This window comes from Mesorhizobium sp. WSM3626, from assembly GCF_000513935.1.
Classification (GTDB): domain Bacteria; phylum Pseudomonadota; class Alphaproteobacteria; order Rhizobiales; family Rhizobiaceae; genus Mesorhizobium; species Mesorhizobium salmacidum.
Genome location: NZ_AZUY01000067.1, coordinates 1 through 26,107 on the forward strand (window position 1 = coordinate 1; position 26,107 = coordinate 26,107).

General features: G+C 63.4%; 29 protein-coding genes, 2 pseudogenes and 1 riboswitch. Of the genes and pseudogenes, 12 read left to right on the forward strand and 19 right to left on the reverse strand.

Annotation, left to right across the window (positions count from 1 at the left end; translation table 11 throughout):
* Window positions 1-235, forward strand: a pseudogene (locus M653_RS01000000133880) (IS110 family transposase); the annotation flags it as partial.
* Between the two features lie 75 nt (window positions 236-310).
* On the opposite strand, the gene M653_RS0129180 reads toward M653_RS01000000133880, so the two are convergent.
* The 7 genes from M653_RS0129180 to M653_RS0129210 all read right to left on the reverse strand — a co-directional run bounded on the left by M653_RS0129180 (window position 311) and on the right by M653_RS0129210 (window position 7,075).
* Entirely contained in the window at window positions 311-898 is a 588-nt protein-coding gene (locus M653_RS0129180) for an NAD(P)H-dependent oxidoreductase (RefSeq protein WP_027146490.1), read from the reverse strand.
* Window positions 898-1,479, reverse strand: a complete 582-nt coding sequence (locus tag M653_RS0129185; RefSeq protein ID WP_027146491.1) for an NAD(P)H-dependent oxidoreductase — start codon at window positions 1,477-1,479, stop codon at window positions 898-900. The genes M653_RS0129180 and M653_RS0129185 overlap by 1 nt, the downstream gene beginning before the upstream one ends.
* A gap of 208 nt (window positions 1,480-1,687) precedes the next feature.
* The gene (locus M653_RS0129190; protein WP_027146492.1) at window positions 1,688-3,091 is read right to left on the reverse strand and encodes an FAD-binding oxidoreductase; all 1,404 of its coding nucleotides are present in this window, start codon (window positions 3,089-3,091) and stop codon (window positions 1,688-1,690) included.
* Window positions 3,091-4,395, reverse strand: a complete 1,305-nt coding sequence (locus M653_RS0129195; protein ID WP_027146493.1) for a cytosine deaminase — start codon at window positions 4,393-4,395, stop codon at window positions 3,091-3,093. Before M653_RS0129195 ends, M653_RS0129190 begins: the two co-directional genes overlap by 1 nt.
* A gap of 4 nt (window positions 4,396-4,399) precedes the next feature.
* On the reverse strand, window positions 4,400-5,248 hold the full coding sequence (locus tag M653_RS0129200; RefSeq protein WP_027146494.1) for an ABC transporter permease: 849 nt from the start codon (window positions 5,246-5,248) through the stop codon (window positions 4,400-4,402).
* Complete coding sequence (locus M653_RS0129205; protein WP_027146495.1) at window positions 5,235-6,059, reverse strand: ABC transporter ATP-binding protein; 825 nt, start codon at window positions 6,057-6,059, stop codon at window positions 5,235-5,237. The genes M653_RS0129200 and M653_RS0129205 overlap by 14 nt, the downstream gene beginning before the upstream one ends.
* A gap of 11 nt (window positions 6,060-6,070) precedes the next feature.
* Window positions 6,071-7,075, reverse strand: a complete 1,005-nt coding sequence (locus M653_RS0129210) for an ABC transporter substrate-binding protein (RefSeq protein WP_027146496.1) — start codon at window positions 7,073-7,075, stop codon at window positions 6,071-6,073.
* A 268-nt stretch (window positions 7,076-7,343) separates the two neighbouring features.
* Here M653_RS0129210 and M653_RS0129215 point away from each other — a divergent pair, with 268 nt between their 5' ends.
* Both M653_RS0129215 and M653_RS0129220 read left to right on the forward strand, forming a co-directional pair.
* Entirely contained in the window at window positions 7,344-7,727 is a 384-nt protein-coding gene (locus tag M653_RS0129215) for a RidA family protein (protein ID WP_027146497.1), read from the forward strand.
* Window positions 7,728-7,782: 55 nt separating this feature from the next.
* Window positions 7,783-8,586 (forward strand): creatininase family protein, encoded by an 804-nt coding sequence (locus M653_RS0129220; RefSeq protein WP_027146498.1) that lies wholly within the window; start codon window positions 7,783-7,785, stop codon window positions 8,584-8,586.
* A gap of 1 nt (window position 8,587) precedes the next feature.
* On the opposite strand, the gene M653_RS0129225 is transcribed toward M653_RS0129220, so the two are convergent.
* Together M653_RS0129225 and cobD are read right to left on the reverse strand one after the other, a co-directional pair.
* Window positions 8,588-9,097: a tyrosine phosphatase family protein gene (locus M653_RS0129225; protein WP_027146499.1), complete on the reverse strand. Its 510-nt coding sequence runs from the start codon at window positions 9,095-9,097 to the stop codon at window positions 8,588-8,590.
* Window positions 9,094-10,140 carry a threonine-phosphate decarboxylase CobD gene (gene cobD / locus M653_RS0129230; protein ID WP_027146500.1) on the reverse strand — a complete coding sequence of 349 codons (1,047 nt, stop codon included), beginning with the start codon at window positions 10,138-10,140 and terminating at the stop codon, window positions 9,094-9,096. The genes M653_RS0129225 and cobD overlap by 4 nt, the downstream gene beginning before the upstream one ends.
* Here cobD and cbiB point away from each other — a divergent pair.
* Window positions 10,139-11,113 (forward strand): adenosylcobinamide-phosphate synthase CbiB, encoded by a 975-nt coding sequence (gene cbiB / locus M653_RS0129235; protein ID WP_027146501.1) that lies wholly within the window; start codon window positions 10,139-10,141, stop codon window positions 11,111-11,113. The two genes, cobD and cbiB, sit on opposite strands and share 2 nt — an antisense overlap.
* Here the strand turns inward: cbiB and cobO are convergent.
* The 5 genes from cobO to M653_RS1000000137940 all read right to left on the reverse strand — a co-directional run bounded on the left by cobO (window position 11,110) and on the right by M653_RS1000000137940 (window position 13,844).
* Complete coding sequence (cobO, locus tag M653_RS0129240) at window positions 11,110-11,724, reverse strand: cob(I)yrinic acid a,c-diamide adenosyltransferase (protein ID WP_027146502.1); 615 nt, start codon at window positions 11,722-11,724, stop codon at window positions 11,110-11,112. The two genes, cbiB and cobO, sit on opposite strands and share 4 nt — an antisense overlap.
* Window position 11,725: 1 nt before the next feature.
* Window positions 11,726-12,241 carry a bifunctional adenosylcobinamide kinase/adenosylcobinamide-phosphate guanylyltransferase gene (gene cobU / locus M653_RS0129245; RefSeq protein WP_027146503.1) on the reverse strand — a complete coding sequence of 172 codons (516 nt, stop codon included), beginning with the start codon at window positions 12,239-12,241 and terminating at the stop codon, window positions 11,726-11,728.
* On the reverse strand, window positions 12,234-13,037 hold the full coding sequence (locus M653_RS0129250; RefSeq protein WP_027146504.1) for a CbtA family protein: 804 nt from the start codon (window positions 13,035-13,037) through the stop codon (window positions 12,234-12,236). Before M653_RS0129250 ends, cobU begins: the two co-directional genes overlap by 8 nt.
* 15 nt (window positions 13,038-13,052) lie before the next feature.
* On the reverse strand, window positions 13,053-13,232 hold the full coding sequence (locus tag M653_RS0129255; protein WP_027146505.1) for a CbtB-domain containing protein: 180 nt from the start codon (window positions 13,230-13,232) through the stop codon (window positions 13,053-13,055).
* A 35-nt stretch (window positions 13,233-13,267) separates the two neighbouring features.
* Window positions 13,268-13,467, reverse strand: a riboswitch (cobalamin riboswitch).
* Window positions 13,468-13,670: 203 nt separating this feature from the next.
* Window positions 13,671-13,844, reverse strand: a complete 174-nt coding sequence (locus M653_RS1000000137940; protein WP_245262392.1) for a hypothetical protein — start codon at window positions 13,842-13,844, stop codon at window positions 13,671-13,673.
* Between M653_RS1000000137940 and M653_RS1000000134805 the strand changes: the two genes are divergently transcribed.
* Complete coding sequence (locus M653_RS1000000134805) at window positions 13,843-14,775, forward strand: aromatic ring-hydroxylating dioxygenase subunit alpha (RefSeq protein ID WP_245262393.1); 933 nt, start codon at window positions 13,843-13,845, stop codon at window positions 14,773-14,775. The genes M653_RS1000000137940 and M653_RS1000000134805 overlap by 2 nt on opposite strands.
* Before the next feature lie 4 nt (window positions 14,776-14,779).
* Here the strand turns inward: M653_RS1000000134805 and M653_RS0129265 are convergent, their stop codons facing one another.
* On the reverse strand, window positions 14,780-15,979 hold the full coding sequence (locus M653_RS0129265; protein ID WP_027146506.1) for an MFS transporter: 1,200 nt from the start codon (window positions 15,977-15,979) through the stop codon (window positions 14,780-14,782).
* A gap of 236 nt (window positions 15,980-16,215) precedes the next feature.
* Here M653_RS0129265 and M653_RS0129270 point away from each other — a divergent pair, with 236 nt between their 5' ends.
* Window positions 16,216-17,214, forward strand: a complete 999-nt coding sequence (locus tag M653_RS0129270) for a DUF1624 domain-containing protein (RefSeq protein ID WP_027146507.1) — start codon at window positions 16,216-16,218, stop codon at window positions 17,212-17,214.
* A complete protein-coding gene (locus tag M653_RS0129275; RefSeq protein WP_027146508.1) occupies window positions 17,211-17,681 on the forward strand; it encodes an isoprenylcysteine carboxylmethyltransferase family protein in 471 nt (156 codons plus the stop codon). The genes M653_RS0129270 and M653_RS0129275 overlap by 4 nt, the downstream gene beginning before the upstream one ends.
* 93 nt (window positions 17,682-17,774) lie before the next feature.
* Here the strand turns inward: M653_RS0129275 and M653_RS0129280 are convergent, their stop codons facing one another.
* Window positions 17,775-18,161 (reverse strand): MerR family DNA-binding transcriptional regulator, encoded by a 387-nt coding sequence (locus M653_RS0129280; RefSeq protein ID WP_006203215.1) that lies wholly within the window; start codon window positions 18,159-18,161, stop codon window positions 17,775-17,777.
* A 138-nt stretch (window positions 18,162-18,299) separates the two neighbouring features.
* A complete protein-coding gene (gene mgtE / locus M653_RS0129285; protein WP_027146509.1) occupies window positions 18,300-19,718 on the reverse strand; it encodes a magnesium transporter in 1,419 nt (472 codons plus the stop codon).
* Between the two features lie 376 nt (window positions 19,719-20,094).
* Here mgtE and M653_RS0129290 point away from each other — a divergent pair, with 376 nt between their 5' ends.
* The 5 genes from M653_RS0129290 to sucD all read left to right on the forward strand — a co-directional run bounded on the left by M653_RS0129290 (window position 20,095) and on the right by sucD (window position 25,190).
* The gene (locus M653_RS0129290; protein ID WP_084637012.1) at window positions 20,095-20,763 is read left to right on the forward strand and encodes a response regulator transcription factor; all 669 of its coding nucleotides are present in this window, start codon (window positions 20,095-20,097) and stop codon (window positions 20,761-20,763) included.
* 125 nt (window positions 20,764-20,888) lie between these two features.
* On the forward strand, window positions 20,889-22,079 hold the full coding sequence (locus tag M653_RS0129295; protein ID WP_027146511.1) for an aminotransferase class V-fold PLP-dependent enzyme: 1,191 nt from the start codon (window positions 20,889-20,891) through the stop codon (window positions 22,077-22,079).
* 11 nt (window positions 22,080-22,090) lie between these two features.
* Window positions 22,091-23,041 (forward strand): CoA ester lyase, encoded by a 951-nt coding sequence (locus M653_RS0129300; protein WP_027146512.1) that lies wholly within the window; start codon window positions 22,091-22,093, stop codon window positions 23,039-23,041.
* A gap of 51 nt (window positions 23,042-23,092) precedes the next feature.
* On the forward strand, window positions 23,093-24,277 hold the full coding sequence (locus M653_RS0129305) for a malate--CoA ligase subunit beta (protein ID WP_027146513.1): 1,185 nt from the start codon (window positions 23,093-23,095) through the stop codon (window positions 24,275-24,277).
* 13 nt (window positions 24,278-24,290) lie between these two features.
* A complete protein-coding gene (sucD, locus tag M653_RS0129310) occupies window positions 24,291-25,190 on the forward strand; it encodes a succinate--CoA ligase subunit alpha (RefSeq protein WP_027146514.1) in 900 nt (299 codons plus the stop codon).
* Between the two features lie 62 nt (window positions 25,191-25,252).
* On the opposite strand, the pseudogene M653_RS1000000136310 reads toward sucD, so the two are convergent.
* Window positions 25,253-25,480: pseudogene (locus tag M653_RS1000000136310) on the reverse strand (glutathione S-transferase N-terminal domain-containing protein); the annotation flags it as partial.
* Window positions 25,481-26,107: TetR/AcrR family transcriptional regulator (locus M653_RS0129315; protein WP_198028853.1), on the reverse strand; the 627-nt coding region annotated here is incomplete at its 5' end. It abuts the pseudogene before it with no gap.

Consider the following 26,107-nt stretch of genomic DNA (forward strand, 5'->3'; position numbering starts at 1 on the left):
CAAGCGCAGCGGCCGAAGACCGGTGCGTGGCGGCCGTGCGGGACCGCGAGGCGTCCTCTTCCTCGTTGCCAGCATCGTTGCCAAATATGATCCGCATCTGGCCGCTTTCCAGCAAAGGTTGCAGGCNGCCGGAAAGGAAAAGATGGTCATCCGCATCGCTCTCGCCAGAAAGCTGCTCGTCATTCTCAATGCAAAAGCACGCGATGCGCGAAGCGAGTTCGCAAATGCAACTTGACACCTCAGATAGTCGCTCATCCGACCTCGCTTCGCGAGGCCACCTTCTCCCACAAGGGGAGAAGGGAAGTGCCGCTTAAAACCGCTCCAGCTTCGCCCGCACCTTCACCAGAAACGCCGCCCTCGTCGCCGGCGTCGAGGCATCCATCAAATAATGCGCCAGAAAGAACGTCTTGCAGCGTCTGGCGCATAGCGCCCGCATGCCGCGCAGCAAGGTCTTGCGTCCGGGTTGGCCGACGACGACGCTCCACCAGGTCGGCGCGCCGCAGGTGGTGATGACGCCGACCTTGGTCACATGCGTCATCAGCGACTTGATCCCTCCCTTGCCAGCCGGCAGCTTGAAAGCGATGTCGGTCGCCCACACCCGGTCGAGCCAGCCCTTCAGCATCGCCGGCAGCCCATACCACCAGGTCGGATAGACAAACAGGATCGCCTCGGCCCAGTTGAGCAGTTCGAAATGCGGTTTCAGGGCCGGATCCCGCGGCGCCTGATCGTTGTAGGAACGCCGCTCCTCGCAGCTCATCACCGGATCGAACTTTTCCGCATAAAGGTCGAGCAGCCGCACGTCCCAGCCTCGCCGCGTCAGCACATCCACGGCGGTATCGCGGACCGCGGCGCAAAAACTCTCCGGCACCGGATGGCAGTAGACGACGAGAACCCGCATCAGAACGCATCCACGCTGGCCGCGATCTTCGCCATGAAGGACTTCCGCGTCTCGTCGGTCGACAGGTTCATCGAATAGTGGGCGAGATAGGAGACCGGAGCGCCGGGCTTGATCGTGGCGCGCAGCATGCGCTTCACAACCTTGCGCGGCGGGTCACCCATCAGCATGGCGCGGAATCGGCTGCCGCCATAGGTAGTGACAGCCGTCAGCTTGCGGATGTTGTGTAGCGTCGGCTGCACTTTGCCATCGACAAGCTTGAACGACACGCCGGGCAGGAAGACGCGGTCGAAAAACCCTTTCAGGATCGCCGGATAGCCGTAATTCCATACCGGAAACGACAGCACCAGAGCCTCGGCTGCCTGTAGCCTCTGAATGTAGCCGGTAACCGCATCGCCTGGTCCACGCTGGTCGTGATAGCCGAGCCGCTCGGCCCGCGTCAGCCGCGGGTCGAAGTCCTCGGCATAGAGGTCGCAGTCATCGACCGTATGGCCCGCCGCCGTCAGCCGCTCGACGATCATCCGGTGCAGGCCGGCATTGAAGCTGGTCTCGACCGGATGGGCGTAGAGGACGAGGATGTTCATGGGAGGACATCCCGCAGGTCAGCGCGAGGCGCCCCGCTCTGCCCTGCCGGGCATCTCCCGCTCAAGGGGGGAGATTGGCGGTTTCGACGTCCCCAATCCGTTGCGGCGTTGGCAATTGGCGAAAGCCCAAGCGACATCCAATTTCCCTTGAGGGGGAGATGGCCGGCAGGCCAGAGGGGGGTGGCTTGGCGCCAACGCTTCATCGTTATCAGCCTGCCTTTTGCAGCCCCTTGAACAGAAAAGTCCGGCCCGAACGATAATCATAGTCCGGGTTTTCCCAGGCGATCATCTTGCCAGGGTTGAGCAGGCCTTGCGGGTCGGTCTCACGCTTGAAGGCGAGTTGCACCGCGTCCGTCTGCTTCATGCCGCCCTCTTCCAGCGTGCAGCGGTGCGGGTTGAAGATCGGGCAGCCATTGTCCTCGTGCAGGCGGATGATCTCGTTGAGCCGCGCCTCGGTGGTGAAGTTGACCAGTGGCAGGCCAAAGCAGGTGATGTTGCCGTCCAGCCGCACGAATTCGAGATGCGAGAACACCTCGCCGGGAAACATCGCATCCATTTTCTCGACCAGCGCCAGCTGGTTGGGAAAGGGATAGAGCGACTGCAGATAGGTAATCGCGGGGTCGACGCGCAGCGCCCTGAGCGTGGTGTGGTTCCAGGCCAGTTCATAGGCCGGCGGCAGGCCCTTTTTCTCCTCCGGCGCGGCAAGGGCGGCGTTGAAGATCACTTCGCCCCCAGCGCGGCGCGTAAAGGCAAGGAAGGCGTCCAGCCCATGCTGCGCCACCATGACGACGCAGATGCTTTGGCCTTCCCTGAAAAATTTCTGGTGCCGCTTGAAGTAAAGCTGCGGAACGGGTGCTGCGATCGGCGTGATCAGCTTGGTCAGGATGCCATCCTGGCACGCCAGCGCATTGCCATAGCGGGCCGCATCCATGAAAGCGTCGAAGCCGACGATGACGTCGATCCACTCATAGGCTGCCGCCAGCGGCATCTCGACCTCTGATATGATGCCATTGGTGCCATAGGCATGGGTCACCTTGTGCAGGTCTTCGCCTGTCAGTTCGAGCACCCTCGGCTCGGCCTCCATCGTCACCACGCGCAAGCGCAGCACATTGCCGAAATCGCGCAATCCGCCGAAATTGATCGAGCCGACGCCGCCAGAACCGCCGGCGATGAAGCCGCCGATCGAAGCGGTGTTGTAGGTGGAGGGCGACAGCCTGAGCTCCTGTCCGGAATGTGCCCGTGTCGCCTTGTCGATGTCGGCCAGGATCGCGCCGGGTCCGGTCACCACGCGGCCTGGGCCGATCGACTTGATCTCGTTCATCTCCGCAAGATTGAGCACCACGCCTCCCGACAGGGGCATCGCCTGGCCGTAATTGCCGGTGCCGCTGCCGCGCGGCGTCACCGGCACGCCGTGGCGGTGACAGGCCGCAAGCACGCGGATCAGCTCGGCTTCGGTCTTCGGCGTCACGATCAGGTCGCCGGTGACATGGTCGAGCTGCTGTTTCAGAACCGGGCTGTACCAGTAGAAGTCGCGGCTCTTCTGCTGGACGATGGCCGGATTGTCGTCGAGCTTCATCCCATCGAGATCGCGTTTCAGCGCCGAAACATCCATCATTCCACCATCAACTCGTCGAGTTCGGCATAGTCGGGCAATTGCCGGTCGATCGCGCGTCCGGCGCGCACGACGATGCGATCCGATTCGGGCCGCGACAGCAATTCCGTCCAGCTCCGACCTTTGAACAGCACGAAGTCGGCATCGCCTTCGGCGGCAAGCGTGCCGAAGCCATCGAGCCGCATCACCTTGGCCGGCGTCGCGGTGACCGCCTGCGGCCAGTCGGCGACCGGATGATCGAAATGCAGGATACGTGTCGCCATGCGGTAGACCTCCAGCATGTCGAGATCGCCATAGGCATAGAAGGGATCGCGCGTGTTGTCTGAAGCGACGGCCACCGGAATGCCCCTCGCCTTCATCTCGTGCAGCAGCGTCACGCCACGCCAGCGCGGTGTGGTTTGATCAGCGCGACGATCTTGCAAATAGAGATTGCACATCGGCAGCGACACGATTGCGAGCCCGGCCTTCGCCACCTTGTCCAGCGTGTCCAGCACCTCTAGATCCGGCTGCCGCGCCAGCGAGCAGCAATGGCCGACGAGGATTTTTCCCTCGAAGCCGTTCCACAGCGCCGCCTCGGCGATTTTCTTCAGCGAGATTGCGGCGACATCATCGGTCTCGTCGGCATGGAAATCGAGGTCGAGCCCATGCTTGATCGCTTGCGCGAAAACGTGGTCGAGCAGCTCTTCCAGGTCTGGCACCATATAGGTGACGACGCCAAGCACGCCCTTGGCGGCGGCCACGCGTTTCGCCAGCCTGTCGAACCATTTTTTGTCGCGCACGCCCTCAATGCCGAGCAGGCAGGCACCCTGCAATTCGATGCGACCACGCCATGCCTCGCGCATCGTCTCGAACACCGGCCAGGAGATTTCCTCCTGCGGCGCGACGCTGTCGATATGAGTTCTGAGCGCCCGGGTGCCATGCGCGTAGGCCGAGCGCAGCGAGAAATCCATGCGGCGCGCCACATCCTCGGCGCTCCAGCGCGCCACGCGGTCGGCGCCGGTTGCATTCAGCGCGCTCATGAACGTACCGTCGGGATTGGGCTTTCGCGGCCAGATATGGCCCTTGTCGATATGCGTGTGGCAGTCGACGAAACACGGCAGCACGACACGGCCGCCAAGGTCGATGGCGCCGGCCGATACCTTCGATGCGGCATGCGCAGCGGCGATGCTGGAAATCTTGCCGCCCGCGACGGTGATGTCGGTCAGCGCAAAACCATCTCTGTCGAAAGCCGCGGCAAGGCCCGGCGTCAGCGACGCGTGAAGCCGGACATTGGCGAGGTGATAGGGACCGGAGGTTGGGATCAAGGCACTAACGCTCCTGCTTCAGTGCGCTCTCGTGCCAGCGCCGCAGAATGAGATGCGAAATCAGCGACAGCACGAGGAAGATCAGGATGCCGGTAAGTGAAATCAAAAACAGCGCCGCGAAAAGCCTGGGTGCATTCAGCCGGTAGCCGGCCTCGATAATGCGTGACGCGAGCCCCGACGACTGGCCGGTGGCGCCGGCGACGAACTCGGCCACCACGGCGCCGATCAGCGACAGGCCGCCAGCGATCTTCAGCCCGCCGAGGAAATACGGCATCGCCGCCGGCAGTCTGAGATAGCGCAGCTGCTGCCACCGCGTCGCGCCGTTGAGCTTGAACAGGTCGCGCAGATTGCGGTCGACCGAGTTCAGGCCAAGCGTGGTATTGGACAGGATCGGGAAGAAGGCGACGATCCAGGCGCACAGCAGAAGCTTGGTCGTCTGATTGTCGACATAAATGTTGATCAGCGGAAAGATCGCCACGATCGGCGTCACCTGCAGCACGATGGCGAACGGGAAGAACGACATCTCCACCCACTTCGACTGCGCGAACAAGACCGCCAGGCCGACGCCGCCGACAACCGCGAGGAGCAGGCTGAGGAAGGTGATGCGCAAGGTGACCAGCAGTGCGGAAAACAGCAGGCCGGCATCGTTGTAGAGCGTTGTCAGCACCACGCCGGGGCGCGGCAGGATGTATTGCGGAATCTCGTTCCACACGCAGATACGGTCCCACAGCCAGATCGCCAGGACCATGATCGCCAGCGGCAGCACCCAGCGGCCGATCCGCTCGAGCCGCTCCTGGCGCACGCGCCGCGCTTCCTCGGGGTCGAGTTTCAACGTGCCGTCAATGACCGTCATGATGCGAGCCCGCAGTTGAATTGATGGCATTGACCAGCACATCCGAGGCCTGCCGGCAAAGGGCCGCATAATCCGGCGAGGTGCGAAACGCCTCGTCGCGCGGATAGGATGCCTCGATGGCGAGTTCGTCGAACACCCTGCCCGGCCGCGCCGCCATGACGACGACGCGGTTGGACAGAAACACGCTTTCGAACACACTGTGGGTGACGAAGACGACGGTGAAGCGTTCGTCCTGCCACAGTTCCAGCAGGTCGTTGTTGAGCTTGAAGCGGGTGATCTCGTCGAGCGCCGCGAACGGCTCGTCCATCAACAGCACGCGCGGCTTGGTCACCATGGCGCGCGCGATCGAGACGCGCATCTTCATGCCGCCCGACAGTTCGCGCGGCACGGCGTCTTCGAAGCCGGTCAGGTGCACACGCGCCAGCATCTCCGTTATCGCTGGAGCTGCCTTGGCGCGGGAAATGCCTTTCAGCCTGAGCGGCAGCCAGACATTGTCGAAGACGCTGGCCCAGGGCAGCAGCGTCGGCTCCTGAAAGACGAAGCCGATATTCGCGCGGTCGAGCGAACCGCCGCCACGCCAGTCGAGCACACCTGATGTCGGCGTCGACAGGCCGGCAATCAGCCGCAGCGCCGTCGACTTGCCGCAGCCCGATGGTCCGAGCAGGCTCAGGAAATCGCCTTCCCGGATCGTCAGGTCGACATCGCTGAGCGCCGTCACGCCATTGGAAAAGACCTTGCCGACGCCACGCAGCGCCAGCAAGGTTGGAGCCATGTTCGAGGCGAGCGTTTGCGCCACCTGTTCCCGCATCATGCCGGGCCGGCCTATTTCTTCAGCTCGAGCCCGACACCCTTGTTGACGAAGGCCAGCGTGTAGGCCTTCGTGATGTCGATGCCTGCAGGCGTGACCTTGGCCTTGACCATCTTGTCGTAGAAGCTCTTGATCCGCGCATCGGTCATGGCGCCGATGCCGAGCTTCTCGGTGTCGCCGGAATCGGCAAGGCCGAACTTCTTCATCTGGTCGATCGAGAAAGCGATCTGCTCGTCGCTCATGTCAGGATTGTCTTTCTTGATCATGTCGTTGGCGGCCTTGTTGTCGCCGTAGAGGTACTTGTACCAGCCCTTGGCCGAGCCATCGACGAAGCACTGGACCACCTCGGGCTTCTTGTCGATCGTGTCCTGCATCACCTCGATCGTGGTCGAATAGGTGTCCCAACCATAGTCGGCGAGCAGGAACTGGTTCGGCACGAAGCCGCCTTCCTTCTTGACCGCGAACGGCTCCGAAGTGACGTAGCCCTGCTGGATCGACTTCTTGTTGGCGAGGAAAGGAGCGGTGTTGTAGGTGTAGGGCGCGCGCTTTGAAGCGTCGAAACCGAGTTCGATGACCATCCACTGGAAGAAGGTCTGCGCACCTTCATCGCCCAGAATGTACTGCTCGGCGTTCTTCAGGTCTTCCCATTTGTCGAGCCCCTCACCGGGGTGGGACATGATGACCTGCGGATCCTTCTGGAAATCGGCGGCCACGACACGCATCGGAATGCCCTGCTGGACGGCATCGAAGGCCGACAGCAAATTGCCGCCCATGTAGAAATCGATCTTGCCGGCAAGGAGCATCGGCCGGCCGCTGACCTGCGGGCCGCCCTGCATGATGGTGACATCGAGGCCGCAGGCGGCATAGGTGCCGTCCGCCACGGCCTGGTAGTAGCCGCCATGTTCCGGCTCGGCGAGCCAGTTGGTGCCGAAAGTCACTTTTTCATTCGCCGCCGCGCCCAATGTGCTGGCCGCAAGGAGAGCCACCACCGCGACCGAAATCTTCTGTTTCACGTACATTGACCACCACCCTTTATTTGCACCGGCGCGCTGCGCGCCGTGCTTGATACCAAAGATTCAAGAAGCAAGACACATGCCACCGGCGTCGCGCGCCGGGACCCGCCCGCCTGCACCACAGCCATCTGCGAAAGCCGGAAAGGTCGTGCTGCACCGAAGGGCATCGTGCCTATTTTTTGAACGCCTGTCCACAATCGCACCGGCGACATGCACCGCCATCTTGATGGTGCAATGCATCCGGCCTTAGGCTGGCGATATCCAGGAGATTGCCATGTTCAAATTCCTCACCCCGAAGTCGATCAAGCCGCCCTTTGCCCGTTACAGCCACGGCGTCGAGGTGCCGGCCGGCAAGCGGCTGGTGCTGTGCTCCGGTCAGGTCGCCATCACGGCGGACGACCAGATACCGGACGACGCCGGCGCGCAGGCCGAACTCTGCTTCAGGAACATCGCGGCGATCCTGAGCGAGGCCGGGCTGGGGCTTGGCGACATCGTGCGCATCAATGCCTATGTCACCGACCGCGCGCATCTGCGGCCCTATATGGAGGTCCGCGACCGGCTGTTTTCGAGCCCGGCGCCGGCCTCGACGCTGATGATCGTTTCCGGCTTTGCCCGGCCCGAATTCGAGGTCGAGGTCGAGGCGATCGCGGCCGGGTGATCGACAGGCCGGGCACACCGCGCTAGGTCTGCCCTGATCATTTGAAAGGCGTGACATGACCGTAGCAAAAAGACGCGTCTGGTGGGGCGATTACCGGACAACCGAGTATGCCTCGATCGATCCCGAGACGACGATCGCGGTGCTGCCGGTCGCGGCGATCGAGCAGCATGGGCCGCATCTGCCCGTCTCGACCGACACTTCGATCATGAACGGCATGCTCGACACGGTGATCGCACACCTGCCCGAGGACCTCGATATCCGCATCCTGCCGGTCCAGGCGGTGGGCAAGTCGAACGAGCATCTGCACGCGCCGGGCACACTGACCCTGCCGGCAACGACGCTGATCGAGGCGTGGACCGAGCTTGGCCTGTCGATAGCGCGCGCCGGCGTGCGCAAGCTCATCGTCGTCAATTCCCATGGCGGCAATGAAGAGATCATGGGTATCGTAACGCGCGAACTGCGCGTGCGCGAAAAGATGCTGGCGGTGAAGACCAGTTGGCAGCGCTTTGGCCGTCCGGCCGGCATGTACACCGAACTTGAGGACCGCCACGGCATCCATGGCGGCGATGTCGAGACTTCGCTGATGCTGCATTTCCGGCCGGATCTCGTCGACATGGGCAAGGCCGACAATTTCGTTTCCAACGTCGCCGACGCCGAGAAGGAATTCGCGCTTCTGCGCCAGACCGGCACGCATGCCTTCGCCTGGATCGCCAGCGATCTCAACCCGAACGGCGTGGTCGGTGACGCCAGCATTGCAACGGCAGAGAAAGGCCGATTGACGGCGGAACATCAAGCCGATGGCTTCATCAGCCTGGTGCGCGATGTGCGCAAGGCCAAGCTCGCCGAGTGGCTGAAGTAGCCTAAATATCGATCTTGAGTGCGAACGGCGTGCCTTCGAAGGCGTCGGCGCCGCGCCCGATCGCTTCGATCGCCTCGATCATGCGGCCATTGCGCTCGAGCAGCGCGTCGGCCACCGCGATCAGCCGTGGATTGGGCGTCGCCGAGGGCGACAGCGCGCGCAGCGTCTGCGCCAGTTCCACCTCGTCGCGTTTCGGCGCCAAAGCCGCGGCGATGATATAGGCCGAGGCGGTCGAGCGGCTGATGCCGGCATAGCAGTGCACGATCATCGGCTTTGCCCGGTCCCAGCGGCGCGCGAAATCGAGCAGGTCGCGCACATGCTCCTCGCCCGGCATGGTCATGCCGTCCTGCGCCACCGCGATGTCGTGCATGACCAGATGCAGGTGGTTTTCCCGGGCGATCGAGGTCGGACGCACCACCTCGGTGCCGGCGGCAAGCAGCGACAGCATGCGGTCGGCGCCGGTCCTGGCAACGGTTTCCTCGATCTTCGCCAGCGAGCAGACATGGATCATTGTTTCGAACCTTTCGACCGATCCTCACGCCGCGACGCCCATTCGGCAAGGGCCGATTCAAGCCTGCGCCATTCCTCCTCGTTTGCCGGCAGGCCGGCGCGCAGGGCATTCGGCCGGTCGGAGAAATGCCGGAGCAGGATGCCACTTTCGCCAAGCGCGGAAAACAGGCCGCCGGCATCGGGCAGGCTGAGATAGCGGAACAACATGGTGCCGCCCGCGACGCGAACGCCGAACCGGCCAAACAGCGCATCAACCCGCACCACCTCATCCGCCAACGACGCCCGCATCGCATCTTGCCAGTCGAGATCGGCGAGTGCGCGGATGCCGTATTCCAGCGCCGGTCCGGCGACGGCCCACGGCCCGAACTGCATGTCCAACCGTTCAGCCGTCGGCGCGTCGGCAAGCGCGAACCCAAGCCGCAGGCCGGCCAGACCAAAGAACTTGCCAAACGAACGCAGCACGATGATGCCGCCCTGGGCGACATCGCCGGCGAGGCTGTGTTCGCGTGGACCGACATCCATGAACGCCTCGTCGACGACCAGCAGCCCGCCCTTGGCGCGAAGTCCGTCAGCCAGCATCAGCAGCCGGTCGCGCTCGATGATGCGCCCATCCGGATTGTTCGGATTGACGATGATGGCGAGGTCAGCGTCGACCAGCGCCGCGAAATCGGCGACCTCGACCACCTCATGCCCGGCAATCGCCGCCGCCCGGGCGTGTTCGGCATAGGTCGGCCCCAGCACCATCGCCTTGCCGGGCCTCACCAGCGAGGCTACGCGCGGCAGCAGAATTTGGGTCCCGGGCGCCGCCACCACGTTTCCCGCGGAAGGCGCGCCATAGGTGTTGGCCGCGATCTCTATCAGTTCGCGCCCACGCGCGGCCTCCGGCAACCGCCACAGGGAGGTGGCGGGCAGGTCGAAAAGCGGGTAGGAGTGCGGATTGATACCGGTCGAGAGGTCGACGAAAGGCGGCACGGCATTGGGGAAAAGCGCCCTTGCCCGGCCAAGACTTCCACCATGGTCCACCGCTCCTTCAAGAAGCCTCATGTCAGTCCTGATCGCTTTCCTGTCATTGGTTGTCGAATTCGTCCTTGGTTATCCCGACTGGCTGTTTCGCGCCATCGGCCATCCGGTGACGTGGTTCGGCAGGCTGATATCCTTTCTCGACTTGAGGCTCAACCGCGCCACTGATCCCGACGCACTGCGTCGCCAACGTGGTGTCCAGGCGCTTTTGGTCATCGTGCTGGTGCCGGCGCTGACAGGTCTTTGCGTGCAGCTCGTTCTGCTCTGGCTCGTCCCCTTGGGATGGATCATTGCCGTCCTTCTGGCAACATCGCTTCTGTCGCAGAAGAGCCTGCACGAACATGTCGAAGCCGTCGCCGACGCGCTCGACAGTGGAGGCCTCGACATGGGCCGCGCCGCCGTCTCGCGGATCGTCGGCCGCGATCCCGAAACGCTGGACCGGGCAGGCGTCTGCCGTGCGGCGATCGAAAGCCTGGCGGAGAATTTTTCCGATGGCATCGTCGCCCCCGCCTTCTGGACCGGCGTTGGCGGGCTGGCCGGCGGCGCCGCCTACAAGGCGGCCAACACCGCCGATTCGATGATCGGCCACCACACCCCACGCCATGAGGCGTTCGGCTGGGCGGCGGCGCGCTTCGACGACTGGATCAACCTGCCGGCATCGCGGCTGACCGCGCTGCTGATCGTGCTCGCTTCCTTCTTGGTCGAGGGCGCCGCCCCCCACTGCGGCTGGCAAGCGGTACGGCGCGACGCGAAAAAACATCGCTCGCCCAATGCCGGCTGGCCCGAAGCGGCCATGGCCGGCGCGCTTGGGCTCGCGCTTGCCGGACCACGCAGCTATGGCGGTGTCATGGTCGAAGACATCTTCATGGGCGAAGGCGGCCGCAGCGATGTCGACAGCGGCGATATAAGGCGCGCGCTGCAACTCTACCGTATCGCTGATTTCCTGCTGATGGGCTTGTTCGGCCTGGTCGCGGTGATCGCTGTTCTGGTTTTCTAAAACTCGATGCCCTGCTGAGCTTTCACGCCCGCCGAGAAATGATGCTTGGTCAAACCCATCTCGGTGACCAGATCGGCAGCCTCGACCAGCGCTGGCTTGGCGTTTCGGCCGGTGATGACGATATGCAGACCCTCGCGCCGGCCCTTCAGCGCCGCAACCACCTTGTCGAGATCGAGGTAGTCGTAGCGCAACGCAATGTTGAGCTCGTCGAGCACGACAAGGCTGATCGAGGGATCGTCGATCAATTCCAGTGCCTTGGCCCAGGCAGCCTCGGCAGCGGCGATATCGCGCTTCAGGTCCTGGGTCTCCCAGGTGAAACCCTCGCCCATCGCATGCCAGACGACGCGGTCGCCGAAGGCGGCAAACGCATCCTTCTCGCCGGTGTGCCATTTGCCCTTGATGAATTGCACGACGCCGACGCGCTTGCCGTAGCCGAGCATCCGCAGCGCCAGCCCGAAGGCGGCCGTGGTCTTGCCCTTGCCGGGACCGGTGTTGACGATCAGCAACCCCTTCTCGACCGTCTTGCTCGCAACCTCGGCGTCCTGCACGGCCTTGCGCTTGGCCATCTTGGCGCGATGGCGTTCTTCATCCTTGCCGTCGATGTCAGTCATTTCACTTCACCTTGAGCGGTAGCCCCGCCACCATCAACAGCACCGTGTCGGCAACCGCGGCGACCCGCTGGTTGAGCCGGCCGGCGTCGTCGCGAAAACGCCGCGCCAGCGCATTGTCGGGCACGATGCCTTGCCCGACCTCATTCGACACCACGAACCACGGCCCGCGCGGCCGCGACAGCACGTCGGCCAGCCGTCGGCACTCAGCCTCGACGTCGTGATCGGCCAGCATGTGATTGGTCAGCCATAGCGTCAGGCAGTCGACAAGCACCGGCCGATCATCCGGCAAGGCCTCCAGCGCTTCGGCAAGGTCGAGCGGCGCGTCGACGGTCGACCAGCCCTCGCCGCGCCGCGAGCGGTGCAACGCGATGCGCTCGCGCATCTCATCGTCATAGGTTTGCGCCGTGGCGACATACGCCCATGGCGGGGGCAATGCCGTCGCCAATGTTTCGGCGTGCGCGCTCTTTCCGGAGCGCGCGCCACCGATGATGAAAGTCAGCTTGCCGCGATCAGGCAAAGCTGTCGCGCAAGCCGGTGGCCGTGCCGGTGAAGCGTCTACGCACCACGCCCACGACCGCGCCGAGCACCAGCCAGAACACCAGATTGGTTATCGTCACCGCCACCACGAACTGATGGTGCAGGCCTTCCGGGATAGGCGTCTCGAAACTGTCGGGCTGCGGCGCGCCGACGATGTGCGGGGCAACGATCAGCAAGACGGCAAGGATGGTCAACGGCAGCGATCTGCGAAACACGATCAGGCCAAGGCCGATGGCGGTGGCCGCCGCCGTTGCCGTCCACCAGATCTGGCGCGCAAGCAGATCGGCCGCCGGCATCGCCGGCAGTTCCGGCTGCAGGCCAAGGCCTGGTGCCAGCGTGAACACGGCAAAGCCGGCCAGCCCCCAGAACACGCCCTGGCGCCAATTGCCGACGCCGCCGGCAAACTCGGAAACCGCGACCAGGACCAGCGCGAAGCCGATGCCGGTGACGACATTGGCAACCACGCTGAAGGCAAAACGCTCGACGCCGTCGGCCGGCGCCCAGCCTTCATCTTCCTCCGCCGGTGCCGTGACTTCGGCGGTTGCGGGCGCGGCAGAGCTCATCGCATTCCCAGCGGGCGCGACCGTGCTCACCGCATCGTTGCTCGCTGCTGGTGCAGCCGCGTGGTCATGGTGACGGCCGCCGCCGGCCTGTTCGTAGACTTCCGCCTTGAGGATCAGCGGCACTGTCGCATAGGCCTGCAGGCAGGCGAGAACGACACCGGCCACGAGCCCCGCGACCGCCGCGACGAACACGACGTTGCGAAACAGATTCATGATGTCAGATCCTCGTTAGTGGCAGGGAAACGCCATCGAGTGGCGATAGTCGTGGGCGGCATTGTGGACCGCATCGATATGCGAGAAACCGACAAAGCCGACGACGAACATGCCGAGCAGCGCCGCGAGCGCGAGTTGCAGGAAGCGCGACTGCGAGGAGACGGAGGCGCCGAGGGAGACGGAAGCGGTAGTCATGTCTTGTCCTTTCGCCCTCCACCCGAGGGCATCGAAGTCAGTTTCCTGTCGCCGGCAGGTCTCCTGGCTCGCGGATAAGCGCCCTTCCCCACCTTCCCGAAGGAAAACCTTCAGTGGCATATGGAGAGGACTACCGCACACAGTTGCGGGGGCAGCCACGGCATTGGACAGGAATTCCTGTCCGCACCGCATTCCCTCTTGACTCCAAAAAGGAACCGACGACGTTGGTGACTATAGGGAAATTCGCCGCGCGCGGCAAACCAAATTCCGACAGTCGCCAGCGCAGGAGCGTCGTATCGGCAAGGCCGCTCCCCTCCTGATTGACAAACTTCATGGCCGGGTGTCGGCTGCCAACCTGACAGGAAGCCAGCCATGCAGCGTGATGCCAGCGAGCGCGAGCCCCATAGCGGCCTGACCCGAACCGAGCCGACGCTGCCCTCATCGGCTTATTGGGACCAGGAGAACTATCAGCGTGATCTCGCCGCCATCTGGTACAGAAATTGGCTGCTCGTCTGCCGCGAGGCCGACCTTGCCCAGCCTTTGGCATTCCGCACCTTCCGCGTCGGTACGCAGGAAATCGTTGTGCTGCGCGACGACGCCGGCGAGTTGCATGCAAGTCCACAACACGTGCCGGCATCGCGGTTCGCAGCTTTGCCAGGAAAGCGAAGGACGCCTGAAGGCGCGGCTGATCACCTGCCCGTATCATGCCTGGTCCTATTCGCTGCGTGGCGATCTGGTGCGTGTACCGTCGAAATCGCTGCCTGACGGCTTCGACAAGGCCGACCACCCGCTTTATCGCGTTGCGCTCTCGGTGTGGCGGGGCTTCGTCTTCGTCAATCTTGCTGAAGATGCCGCCGGCTCAGCGCAGTCATCCTTCGACCCGGCCTCCGGCGACCTCGGCAACTGGCCGCTGGACACGCTGGTGTCAGGCCATGTGCTGCGCAAGGTGATGAACTGCAACTGGAAGATTTTCTGGGAAAACTTCAACGAGTGCCTGCACTGCCCGGGCGTCCACAAGGACCTGTCGCGGCTGGTGCCGATCTATGGCCGCGGCCTGATGAGCCGGCATGACGATCCCGAATGGACGCGCCATGCCGACAATGATGCGCCGGAATTCTCCGGCGGCCTGCGCGCCGGGGCTGAAACATGGTCGCGTGATGGGCAGACGCATGGGCCGGTTTTCCCCGGCTTGACGCAGGCGGAACGCATCGCCGGCCAGACCTACGCCACCAGCCTGCCCTCGATGTTCATGGTCGGCCATGTCGACTATGTCAGGACCGTGCGGCTGGTGCCGCTCGGTCCCGAACAGACCGAATTGACCGCCGAGTGGCTGTTCGCGCCCGAGGCGCTCGCCGCCACCGATATCGACAACATCGTCGCCTTCGGCACACAGGTGCTGGAGGAGGATGCCGCGATCTGCGAGGTCAACCAGAAGGGCCTGCGCTCGATGCGTCATACAGCCGGCGTGCTGATGCCCGAGGAATATGAGCTGCACGGCTTCCACAATTGGGTGCGCGAGCGCCATACCGGGCTTTCGCTCTGATTTTTTAGAGGGATTTAGGCAGGTAGCGCCAGGTCATGAAGCCGCAAAACGCCGCCAGCAGGCCGAGCGTGACGAACACCGATCCCAATCCGAAGAAGGCCAGCACCACCGAATAGACCAGCGGCGGCGTCAATTCGGAAAAGTCGAGATAGGTGCGGTAGACCGCCGCCATCTGCGCGCGTTCATAGGAGCGCACCGAGCGCATGAAGGCGGTCGAGCCCAGCGCGTCGAGCGCGATGGTGAAGAAGGCGCCGCACAACAGGAAGGCGCCGGTCAGCAACGGCTCTGCCGCTCCGACCGTGCCCGCCGCCAGCAGCGACGCCGACATGGCGAAGTAGGCAAACGTCATGGTGCGTCGGCCGCCAAAGCGTTTTCCTGCCTTGCCCCAGAAGATCGCCATGAACAGCAGCGCATTGCCGGCCGAGACCAGCAGGCCGCCCGCCAGTTCACCCTCGCCGGTGATCACCATGAACAGCGGTCCATAGACGAAGAACGTCGTCCAGAAGCAGGACCGGCCGAAGGCGATCAGCCAGGCGAGCCTGAGCCTTGGCTGCGCCACGAAGCGGCCGATGTTGGCGAGCGGATTTGCCGGCCGCGTCTTGCCCGAGCGGATCGACGGGTTGTCCCCCAGCCGGTAGGTCCAGAACAGCGCCAGCAAAGCCATGGCGAAAACCGCCACCGCGCCATGCGCGGCATAGATGCCGAAATGCGCATAAAGAAAAATGCCAAGCGTCGGCCCGCCCGTCCAGGCAACCATCGACCACGCCATGCGCAGCGATTCGGCCTGCATGAAGTCGGTCTTGCGGATGTGGTCCATGATGTAGAGGTTGAGTGTGATCGACAGCGCACTGGCGCCCATCACCCGGCACAGCATGCCGGCCAATTGCCCGGCGAGCGTATGGGTGACGAAGAACAGCGAGCCGATGGCGAGCAGGCAGGCGCCTGCCGTGTAGACCCAGCGCCGCGCGAAGCGGCGGATCAGCATCGGCATGAACAAGGTCACCGACAGGCCGAGCATGGATACGACGGTGTAGAGGATCGAGACGATCTGCTCGTTGTGGAGGATCTCGTAGGCCTGGATCGGGATGACGCTCGACACCATGGCGCGGGCGAAGGACTCGACCGCGTAGAGCGAGGCGAAGGTGCGCGCATCCGCGGCCTTGAGGGCCGGAAGCCAGATCGGATGGCGCACATGCGTGGACATTGCTTCCCCAAAGCAGAATCGCGGCGTCAAATCTGCCGTGGACATTTCAGGCCCATTAAGAGGAAACCGACGCACAGCCGGCGAAAAGCGAAGCCGGCCAACGGCTTTCCCGCGCTGGCCCAATTCGGCGGCTGGCGCGGGCTCCGCCACGCGGTCCAGGCCAAGGCGACCGGTCTTCTTCTATCTGGTGCAACCGTGATAGTCGTCTTGGAGGGGCTGAATCAGATCGCGAGACCATGAGCATCCACACGCCGACCGCACCCGTTCCGGAGCCATCGAAGCGCATCGTTGCCATCGATATTTTGCGCGGTATCGCGCTGATCGCGATGGCAAGCTACCATTTCACCTGGGACCTGGAATTCTTCGGTTACACCGACCCCGGTCTCACCGCCTTCGGCTGGTGGAAGATCTACGCCCGCTGCATTGCCTCGACCTTCCTGTTCCTTGTCGGCGTCAGCCTCTATCTCGCCCATGGCCGACAGATCCGCTGGAACTCCTTCTGGAAACGGTTCGCCATGGTCGCCGGTGCGGCGGTCGCCATCTCGGTCGTCACCCGCATCGCCACGCCGGATGGATTCATCTTCTTCGGCATCCTGCATGAGATCGCGCTCGCCAGCCTGCTTGGCCTCGCCTTCCTGCGCCTGCCGGCGCTGCTGACGCTTGTCGTCGCCGCGCTGGTCATCGCGGCGCCGGTCTACCTGCGCTTCGAGGCGCTCAATCACCCCTGGCTGTGGTGGATCGGCCTTTCCGCCGTCAATCCGCGCTCCAACGACTACGTGCCGCTGTTCCCCTGGTTCGGCGCGGTGCTTCTCGGCCTCGGAGCGGCGAAACTCGCTTCCGCTTCCGGCATACGGGCACGCCTGGCGAGCCTCGTGCCCGGCCGCTGGGCCAATCCACTGGTCTTCATCGGCCGCCACAGCCTGGCCTTCTACCTGATCCACCAGCCGCTGCTGATCGGTTGCGTCTGGCTGTTCTCGCAAGTGATGCCGGCCCAGGTTGAGCCCCCGCAGGTCAATTTCCTGAAAACCTGCCAGCGCTCGTGCGAGCAGATGCGCAACGCAACCTTCTGTTCGAGCTATTGCGGCTGCATGCTTGATACGCTGCAAGGCGAAGGATCTCTTGATCGGCTCTTCAACAACGACCAGACTGCGGACTTCAGGGCGCATCTGTCCGATCTTGCCGCAACGTGCACCGCCAAGACCGAGGACAAGATGACGGAGGGAGGGACACAATGACCGAGCCGAAGCCTGGAATGATACCGTGGCCGCCGGTGATCTACGCTGCCGCGATCGCCATCAGCATCATCCTCGGCATGCTCTATCCCTTGCCCTGGATCGGAGACCTCCTGGGCGATATCCTGTTCGCCGCTGGTTGGGTGGCGTTGTTCGCCGTCGCCGTTCTCTGGTTCACCGCGATCCGCACCATGATGCGGGCCAGGACAACGCTCAATCCCAACGCCGTGCCCGATCATCTCGTCACGACCGGCCCCTTCGGCATCACCCGCAACCCGATGTACCTGGCCAATACGCTGCTGTTGATCGGCGTTGCCTTCGTCTCGGGCATCGCCTGGTTTTTCCTGCTTGCCTTCGTCGCCGCCTTCGTCACCCAGAAGGTCGCGATCGAGGGCGAGGAAAAGATATTGGCGGCGAAATTCGGCAAGAAATACCGCGACTATGCCAAGCGGGTGCGACGCTGGATCTGAGCCAGCGTTAAAGTTGCCAATCTTCCCCCTTGTGGGGGAGATGTCCGGCAGGACAGAGGGGGGCGCCGTCCCACCAACATCTCGAAATTTCGGCTAGGTGTTGACCCCGAGCTCGACCAGCCGCTCGACGCAAGACTCCTCGGCCTGGTCGAGTTCGGCCAGCGTCTCCTCGAGGTCGCGGCGCTTTTGCCTGAGGTCCTCGCGCTTTTCCTCGATGCGCTTGATCATCAGCTTGAGCTGCCCGACCTCGCCCGGCGGCTCCTTGTACATCTGGATGATCTCGCGGATCTCGTTGATCGAGAAGCCGAGCCGTTTTCCGCGCATGATCTGCCGGATGAGGTGACGATCGGAAGGGCGAAACAGCCGCGTACGGCCGCGCCGCACAGGCTGCACCAGTCCCTCGTCTTCGTAAAAACGCAGCGTCCGCGTCGACACGTCGAATTCGCGGGTCAGTTCGGTGATCGAATAATATTCCCGCATTGTCACTCCATGCCGGAATTCCGGGTGATCGCCATGCGGCGTCGCCCATCTGTCCCGAACCAAACCCTTGCCGCTGGAATCGAAGCGGCACCCCGCACGAGCCTCGCACGGCATTTACGTAAAAGTCAATTAAGACACTTACCGGACGCCGAACCACCAGGTCGCGAGGCCGAGGAAGGCAAAGAATCCAACGACATCGGTAACGGTGGTGACGAAAACCGCTGAAGCGACCGCGGGATCGACCTTGAACCGGTCGAGCAGCAACGGGATCAGGATGCCGGCAAGGGCCGCCACGAACATGTTGATGATCATCGCCGCCGCGATGATGCCGCCCAGATTGGGGTCATGGAACCAGACAGCCGCGACGATGCCGATCAGGATGGAGAAGACGATGCCGTTGATGAAGCCGACACCCATTTCGCGGCGAATGATGCGGCCGGCATTGTAGATGTCGAGATCCCTGGTTGCCAGCGCCCGCACGGTGACGGTCATGGTCTGCGAGCCGGCATTGCCGCCCATGCCGGCCACGATCGGCATCAGCACGGCGAGCGCGACGATATGCTCGATCGTGCGATCGAACAGGCCGATCACCGATGCCGCCAAAAATGCCGTCAGCAGGTTGACGAGCAGCCAGGGAACGCGCGAGCGCGAGGTCGCCAGAATGCTGTCGGAGAGCTCCTCGTCGCCGACGCCGCCCATGCGCAGCAGGTCCTCCTCCGCTTCCTGCTGGATGACGTCGACGACGTCGTCGATGGTCAGCACGCCGACCAGCCGCTCGTTCTCGTCGACGACGGCGGCCGACAAAAGGTCGTATTGTTCGAATTCCCGCGCCGCCTCTTCCTGGTCCATGGTGGCCGGGATGGCGTGCCGCGTCTCATGCATGACTTCCTCGACCTTGACCGCGCGCTTCGTGCGCAGGATCTGGTCGAGATCGATGGCCCCCAGCAGCTTGAAGGTCGGGTCGATGACGAAGATCTGGCTGAAGCGGTCGGGCAGGTTCTTGTCCTCGCGCATGTAGTCGATGGTCTGGCCGATGGTCCAGAAAGGCGGCACAGCGACGAACTCGGTCTGCATGCGCCGCCCGGCGGTCTCTTCCGGATAGTCGAGCGAACGGCGCAGCCTGATCCGCTCGGTGAACGGCAGTTGTGACAGGATCTCGTCCTGGTCTTCCGGCTCCAGGTCTTCGAGGATGTAGACCGCGTCGTCGGAATCGAGTGCCTGCACGGCTTGCGCGATCTGCGCATTGGGCAGGTTGTCGACGATATCCATGCGGATCGCCTCGTCGACTTCGGTCAGCGCGGAAAAATCGAAGTCGGCGCCCAGCAGCTCGACCAGCGCGCGCCGCTGTTCGGGGTGCAGCGCCTCGATGAGGTCGCCAAGTTCCGACTGATGCAGGTCGTCGACTTGGCGCTTGAGGGTCAGCGTATCGCGATCGGCGATCGCCGCACCAATTTGGGCAAGGAAGGACGATAGGACGGCACCGTCCTCGCCATAGATATCAGCGTGGTGCTCGTCGGCGGCCCTGGCGCCGGTCGTCCGTTCGTCCTGGCCTTCCACCAGCGCCTCCCGCCATCAGAATCCGGAAAAGGTGCAAATCAGGTCTAGACCATGAGTCCGCAAAGTGGAAACCGGTTTCGGTCCGGTACCCATACAAAAGTGACGGCGATCCGGAACGCTTCAACTTCGCAACATGTTCTTCCAACGCGCGGGAATTTCAGGCCAAACACTTGCTTGCCCGCTCACCAATGCCGAGTTGCCGTCCCCGCGCGAACTGTCGATTTCATCAAAGGCAGGCCACGCTTCGGCTTCCTGTGGCGCGACAGCCGATGTCGCTGGGGAAAGAGCACCCCCGCGCCATTGGAGCAGAATTGTCATGATGCAGGTCCAGGCATCGGCTGGACCCGCCAGACCGGAACAAAAAAAGCGGAAGCCCTTGAAGATCAGGTCACGGACAGAGAACAAGGCAATCGAAGAGCGGCGCGTTCGCGTGGTCGTGGCCGAACGCAATCCGCTCGTCATATCGGCTCTGCGTGAAATGCTGGACTGCGACGGGCGCTGCGAACTTTTGGCCTCGGTACAAAGCGGCAGGCATTTCCTGGAGCTTGCAGCGGCACAGGAATTCGATGTCGCCGTGATCGGCTGGAAGCTCTCCGACATGGACGGCGCGGATGTCCTGGCCGAGGTCCAGGGCCGCAAGCTCAACATCCGCATCGCGGTGTTTTCAAATGACCATGACATCGGCATCCTGAAACAGTGCGTGCGCCTCGGCGCGCAAGGCTACTGCTTCCAGTTCGACGATCCCGCCATCATTTTCGACACGATCCTGGCTGTCGCGCACGGCCGCATCTGCATCCCCTATATCGACATCAACAAGGTCAACGACACGCCTCTGTCCCGGCTTACCGTGCGCGAGCGTGAACTGCTGGCGGTACTGTCAGATGGCTGGACCAATTTGCAGATCGCGACCCGGACCGGGATCTCCGAGAATACGGTGAAGTACCATCTCAAGAATCTCTACGACAAACTGGACGTCCGCAACCGCGCCATGGCGGTCGCACTCTATTCACGAGAGAGGCGCAGCCAGAAGCAGCCTTTCGGGTAGGGCAACCGGGTAGGCCATACCCACCCGCACGCGGCAAGTTCTTACCCGCCAAGGTGTTGTTGACATCAGCCGTCGAAACGAAACTCCCCATCACCGCTTTTGCTGGATCAGGAGGAGTTCGCACCATGGCCGGTTTCACCCATCTTTTCATTCCCGGGCCGACCAATATCCCCGAACAGGTGCGGCAGGCGATGAACCTGCCGATGGAGGACATGCGCGCGGCCACCTTCCCCGACCTCACCCTGCCACTGTTCGAGGACATCAAACGCGTCTTCAGGAACGAGACCGGTCGCGTCTTCATCTATCCATCCTCCGGCACCGGTGCCTGGGAAGCGGCGATGACCAATGTGCTCAGCCCCGGCGACCGCGTTTTGATGTCTCGCTTCGGCCAGTTCTCCCATCTGTGGGTCGACATGGCCGAGCGGCTCGGCTTCGAGGTCGACGTGATCGACTGCGAATGGGGAACCGGCGTTCCGCTGGACCTCTATGCCGAGCGGCTGAAGGCGGACAAGACGCACCGCATCAAGGCGATCTTCTGCACCCAGAACGAGACGGCGACCGGCGTCACCAGCGACGTCGCCGGCTGCCGCGCAGCGCTCGACGATGCGAACCACCCTGCCCTGCTTTTCGTCGACGGCGTCTCGTCGATCGGCTCGATCGATTTTCGCCAGGAAGAATGGGGTGTCGACTGCGCCGTCAGCGGCTCGCAGAAAGGCTTCATGCTGCCGGCCGGTCTCGGCTTCCTGTCGGTCAGCAAGAAGGCGCTCGTGGCTTCCAGAACCGCCACCCACCAGCGCTGCTTCTTCTCCTTCGAGGACATGATCCGCGCCAACGATGCCGGCTATTTTCCCTACACGCCGGCGACACAGCTGCTGCGCGGCCTGCGCGCCTCGCTCGACCTGATCGAGGACGAAGGGCTCAACGCCATTTTCGCCCGTCACCATCGTCTCGCCGAAGGCGTGCGCAAGGCGGTCGACGCCTGGGGCCTGAAGCTCTGCGCCAAGGCGCCGAAATGGCATTCAGACACGGTCAGCGCCATCCTCGTGCCTGATGGCATCGACAGCGGCGACGTCGTCAAGCGCGCCTACCAGGCCTACCAGACGTCGCTCGGCGGCGGCCTCAACAAGGTGTTCGGCAAGGTTTTCCGCATTGGCCATCTCGGCTGGCTGAACGAAGTGATGGTGCTGGCCTCGCTGTCGTCAGCTGAAATGGCGCTGCTCGATTGCAGCGTCCGGCTGGCGCCGGGCTCCGGCGTCGGCGCCGCCATCCAGCATTTCCGCGCCTCGGCGGCAATGCCTGTCGCCGAAGCCGCCTGAGGGGAGAGAAGATGAGCCACACCATCAACCACCTCAAGAAACTCAGGCTGCAGCGCAGCGAGCTGGCGGTTCCCGGCTCCAGCCCGGAGATGATCGACAAGGCGGCCAACAGCGCCGCCGACTTCGTCTTCCTCGACATCGAGGACGCTGTCGCCCCGCCCGACAAGGAACGCGCCCGCAAGAACATCATCCAGGCGCTCAATGACATCGACTGGCGCGCCAAGGGCAAGACCGTTTCGGTGCGCATCAACGGCCTCGACACCCATTACATGTATCGCGACGTCGTCGATGTGATGGAACAGGCCGGCGACCGGCTGGACACCATCCTGGTGCCGAAGGTTGGCGTGCCGGCCGATCTCTACATGGTCGAGGCCATGGTCAACCAGATCGAGATGGCCAAGGGTTTCAAGACCCGCGTCGGCCTCGAAGCGCTGATCGAGACCGCGCTCGGCATGGCCAATGTCGAGGCCATTGCCGCCACGCCAGGCCGGCTGGAGGCCATGCATTTCGGCGTTGCTGACTATGCCGCAAGCAACAAGGCGCGGACCGTCAATATCGGCGGCCTCAACCCCGACTATCCCGGCGACCAGTGGCATTTCGCGCTGTCGCGCATGACTGTCGCCTGCCGCGCCTTTGGGTTGCGCGCCATTGACGGGCCGTTCGGCGATTTCTCCGATCCGGAAGGCTACAAGGCGGCCGCCAGGCGCGCCGCCGCACTCGGTATCGAAGGCAAATGGGCGATCCATCCCTCGCAGATTGCCTTGGCCAACGAGGTGTTCTCGCCGCCGGAGAAGGAAGTCACGCGCGCCCGCCGCATCCTCGAAGTGCTGAAAGAGGCCGAGGCGCAGGGCAAGGGGGCTGCCGCGCTCGACGGCAAGATGATCGACGCCGCATCGGAACGCATGGCGCGTAACGTCCTGGTGGTCAACGACGCCATCGAACGCGCCGGCCAGCTTAACTAGCCAACGAGAACCGCGCGTCGCGGCACTTCGACGATTTGGGGAGGAGAAAAAATGGACATCCACGAATATCAGGCGAAGGAACTGCTCGCCCGGCACGGAGTGCATGTGCCGCGCGGCGGCCTGGCTTACAGTCCCGAACAGGCGACCTACCGGGCGCGCGAGATCGGCGGCGGCAAATGGGTGCTGAAGGCGCAGGTTCATTCCGGTGCCCGTGGCAAGGCCGGTGGCATCAAGCTTTGCGCCAATGACGAGGAGATCTCGAGCGCCGCCGAAGCCATGCTCGGGCGCAAGCTGGTGACCCACCAGACCGGCCCGCGCGGCAAGCTGATCTCGCGCCTCTATCTGGAGGAAGCCGTCGACATCGCGCAGGAGCTCTATCTCGGCTTCGTGCTCGACCGCAAGGAAGAGCGCGTCATGATCGTGGCCTCGGCCGCCGGCGGCATGGAGATCGAGGAGATCGCCGAAAGAGCGCCGGATTCCATCATCCGCGCCACCGTCGATCCGGGCGTCGGCATGCAGCGCTTCCAGGCGCGCGAGATCGCCTTCGGGCTCGGGCTGGAGGACAGCCTGATCGGCAAGGCGACCGAGACCATCTTCAGCTGCTACCAGGTGTTCCGCGACTACGACGCCTCGATGCTGGAGATCAATCCGCTGGTGGTGACCCGCGACGGCAGCCTGGTCGCCCTCGACGCCAAGATGTCGTTCGACGAGAACGCGCTGTTCCGGCGGCCGGAAATCTCCGAATTGCGCGACAAGAGCCAGGAAGACCCGCGCGAAACCTTCGCCAGCGACCGAGGCCTCTCCTATGTCGGCCTCGACGGCAATATCGGCTGCATCATCAACGGCGCGGGGCTCGCCATGGCGACCATGGACATGATCAAGATCGCCGGCGGCGAGCCGGCGAACTTCCTCGACATAGGCGGCGGCGCTTCGCCCGAGCGTGTGGCGAAATCCTTCCGCGCCGTACTCGGCGACAAGAATGTCGAAACCATCCTGGTCAACATCTTTGCCGGCATCAACCGTTGCGACTGGGTTGCCGAAGGCGTCATCAAGGCGATCCGCGAGGTCGGCGTCAACGTGCCGCTGGTGGTGCGGCTCTCCGGCACCAGGGCCGAGGAAGGGCGCAAGATCTTGGCCGATTCCGGCGAGGCGGTGATCGTCGCCGACACACTCGCCGAAGCCGCCGAAAAAGCCGTCGCCGCGTGGCGCGCGGCCACCAAGAAAAAAGCAGCCTGAGGGAGGACGGAAAATGGCAATCCTGCTCAACCGCAGCACGCGCGTCATCGTGCAAGGTTTCACCGGCAAGATCGGCAGCTTCCATGCCGAGGACATGAAGCGCTACGGCACCAAGCTGGTCGGCGGCGTCACCCCCGGCAAGGGCGGCCAGACGCATCTCGGCCTGCCGATCTTCAACACCGTCAAGGGCGCGGTGCGCGAAACCCGCGCCGAGGCGAGCATCGTCTTCGTGCCGCCGCCCTTTGCCGCCGATTCGATCATGGAGGCGGCGGATGCGGGGATAAAGCTCTGCGTCTGCATCACCGACGGCATCCCCTCGCAGGACATGATGCAGGTCAAGCGCTACATGCGCCGCTACCGCTTCGAGGACCGCATGCGGCTGGTCGGTCCGAATTGCGCCGGCATCATCACGCCGGGACAGGCGCTGATGGGCATTATGCCCGGCTCGATCTACCTTCCCGGCCGTGTCGGCATCGTCGGCCGCTCGGGCACGCTAGGCTACGAGGCCGCCTCGCAGATGAAGGCGCTCGGCATCGGCGTCTCGACCAGCGTCGGCATCGGCGGCGATCCGATCAACGGCTCTTCCTTCAAGGACATTCTGAAGCTGTTCGAGCAGGATGACGAAACCGACGCCGTGGTGATGATCGGCGAGATCGGCGGACCGCAGGAAGCTGAAGCCGCGATCTGGGCGCGCGACAATACGAGAAAGCCGCTGATCGCCTACATTGCAGGGCTTTCCGCGCCAAAAGGCCGCCGCATGGGCCATGCCGGCGCCATCATCTCGGCCTTCGGCGAGTCCGCGCAGGAGAAGGTCGAGATCCTGAAAGAGGCCGGCGTCATCATCGTGCCGACGCCCTCGTCCTTCGGCGATGTGGTGGCCGATACGCTGGAGCGGACGAAGAAGGCTGCATAACCTTCACCAACAAGCGGCCGCGGGCCGTTGCCGAGCACGAGGCGGCGCGACTGGAATGCGTGGAGCACGGGCACCTCGCCGGTCGGCGACATGGCCAAAAACCAATCCGGCTTATTGGCGAGGTCGACGTCAATCCGCTTAATCGGCACGCCCTTTTTATTAAGAGCGATCGCGGCTCGTTGCACAAACGGACATAATGGATTGCTGACGAGGGTGAGGGAGAATTCAGTCCCAGGGTTTGCTCCAGACGAAGGTACTTTGGTGGGTTTGACGGCTGCGTTCGCAGGCATTCAAGCGAGCTTGGCGCCGTAGCGCGCCAGGAAGGTGGCGACAGCTTCGTCAATGATGACTGACAAGCCTTCGTCGGTGCCGCCACAGCCCGGCGCCATCAGTTCAGGCCAGAAAGCCTGCCCGGCGATCGTGGCCAGGAAAGCCTGTGCAGCGAGCTTGGCGTCGGGTACCATGAGGTTTCCGGCCTCCGTCTCGTCAAGCACATAAGCGCTCAGCCGATCGAGATAGGGCTCGAATCCGCGGTCGAACAGCATCTGCCCCAAATCGGGAAAGCGCAGGCTTTCGGCGATGATAAGCCGGAAAATGGCAACCATTCTGGGCTGGCGCATGCGCTCGGCATAGTCACGCCCGATCTTGCTAAGGCTCGCGTTCGGATCGCCGACGAGAACGTCCGCGTGGCAACCGCTTTCCAATGTCCAGAATTCCTCGACGATGGCTTCAAAAAGCGATGCCTTGGTTGGGTAGCGCTTGAACAATGTTGCGGTCGACACGTCAGCAAGTTTTGCAATCTGCTGAAGTGATGTTGCTCCGTAACCTTGTTCGAAGAAGAGCTTGGTGGCCGCTGCGACAGAGGCGACGCGCTTCTCCTCCTTGACCCGATCTTGATATGTCTCGCCTGCCATCGC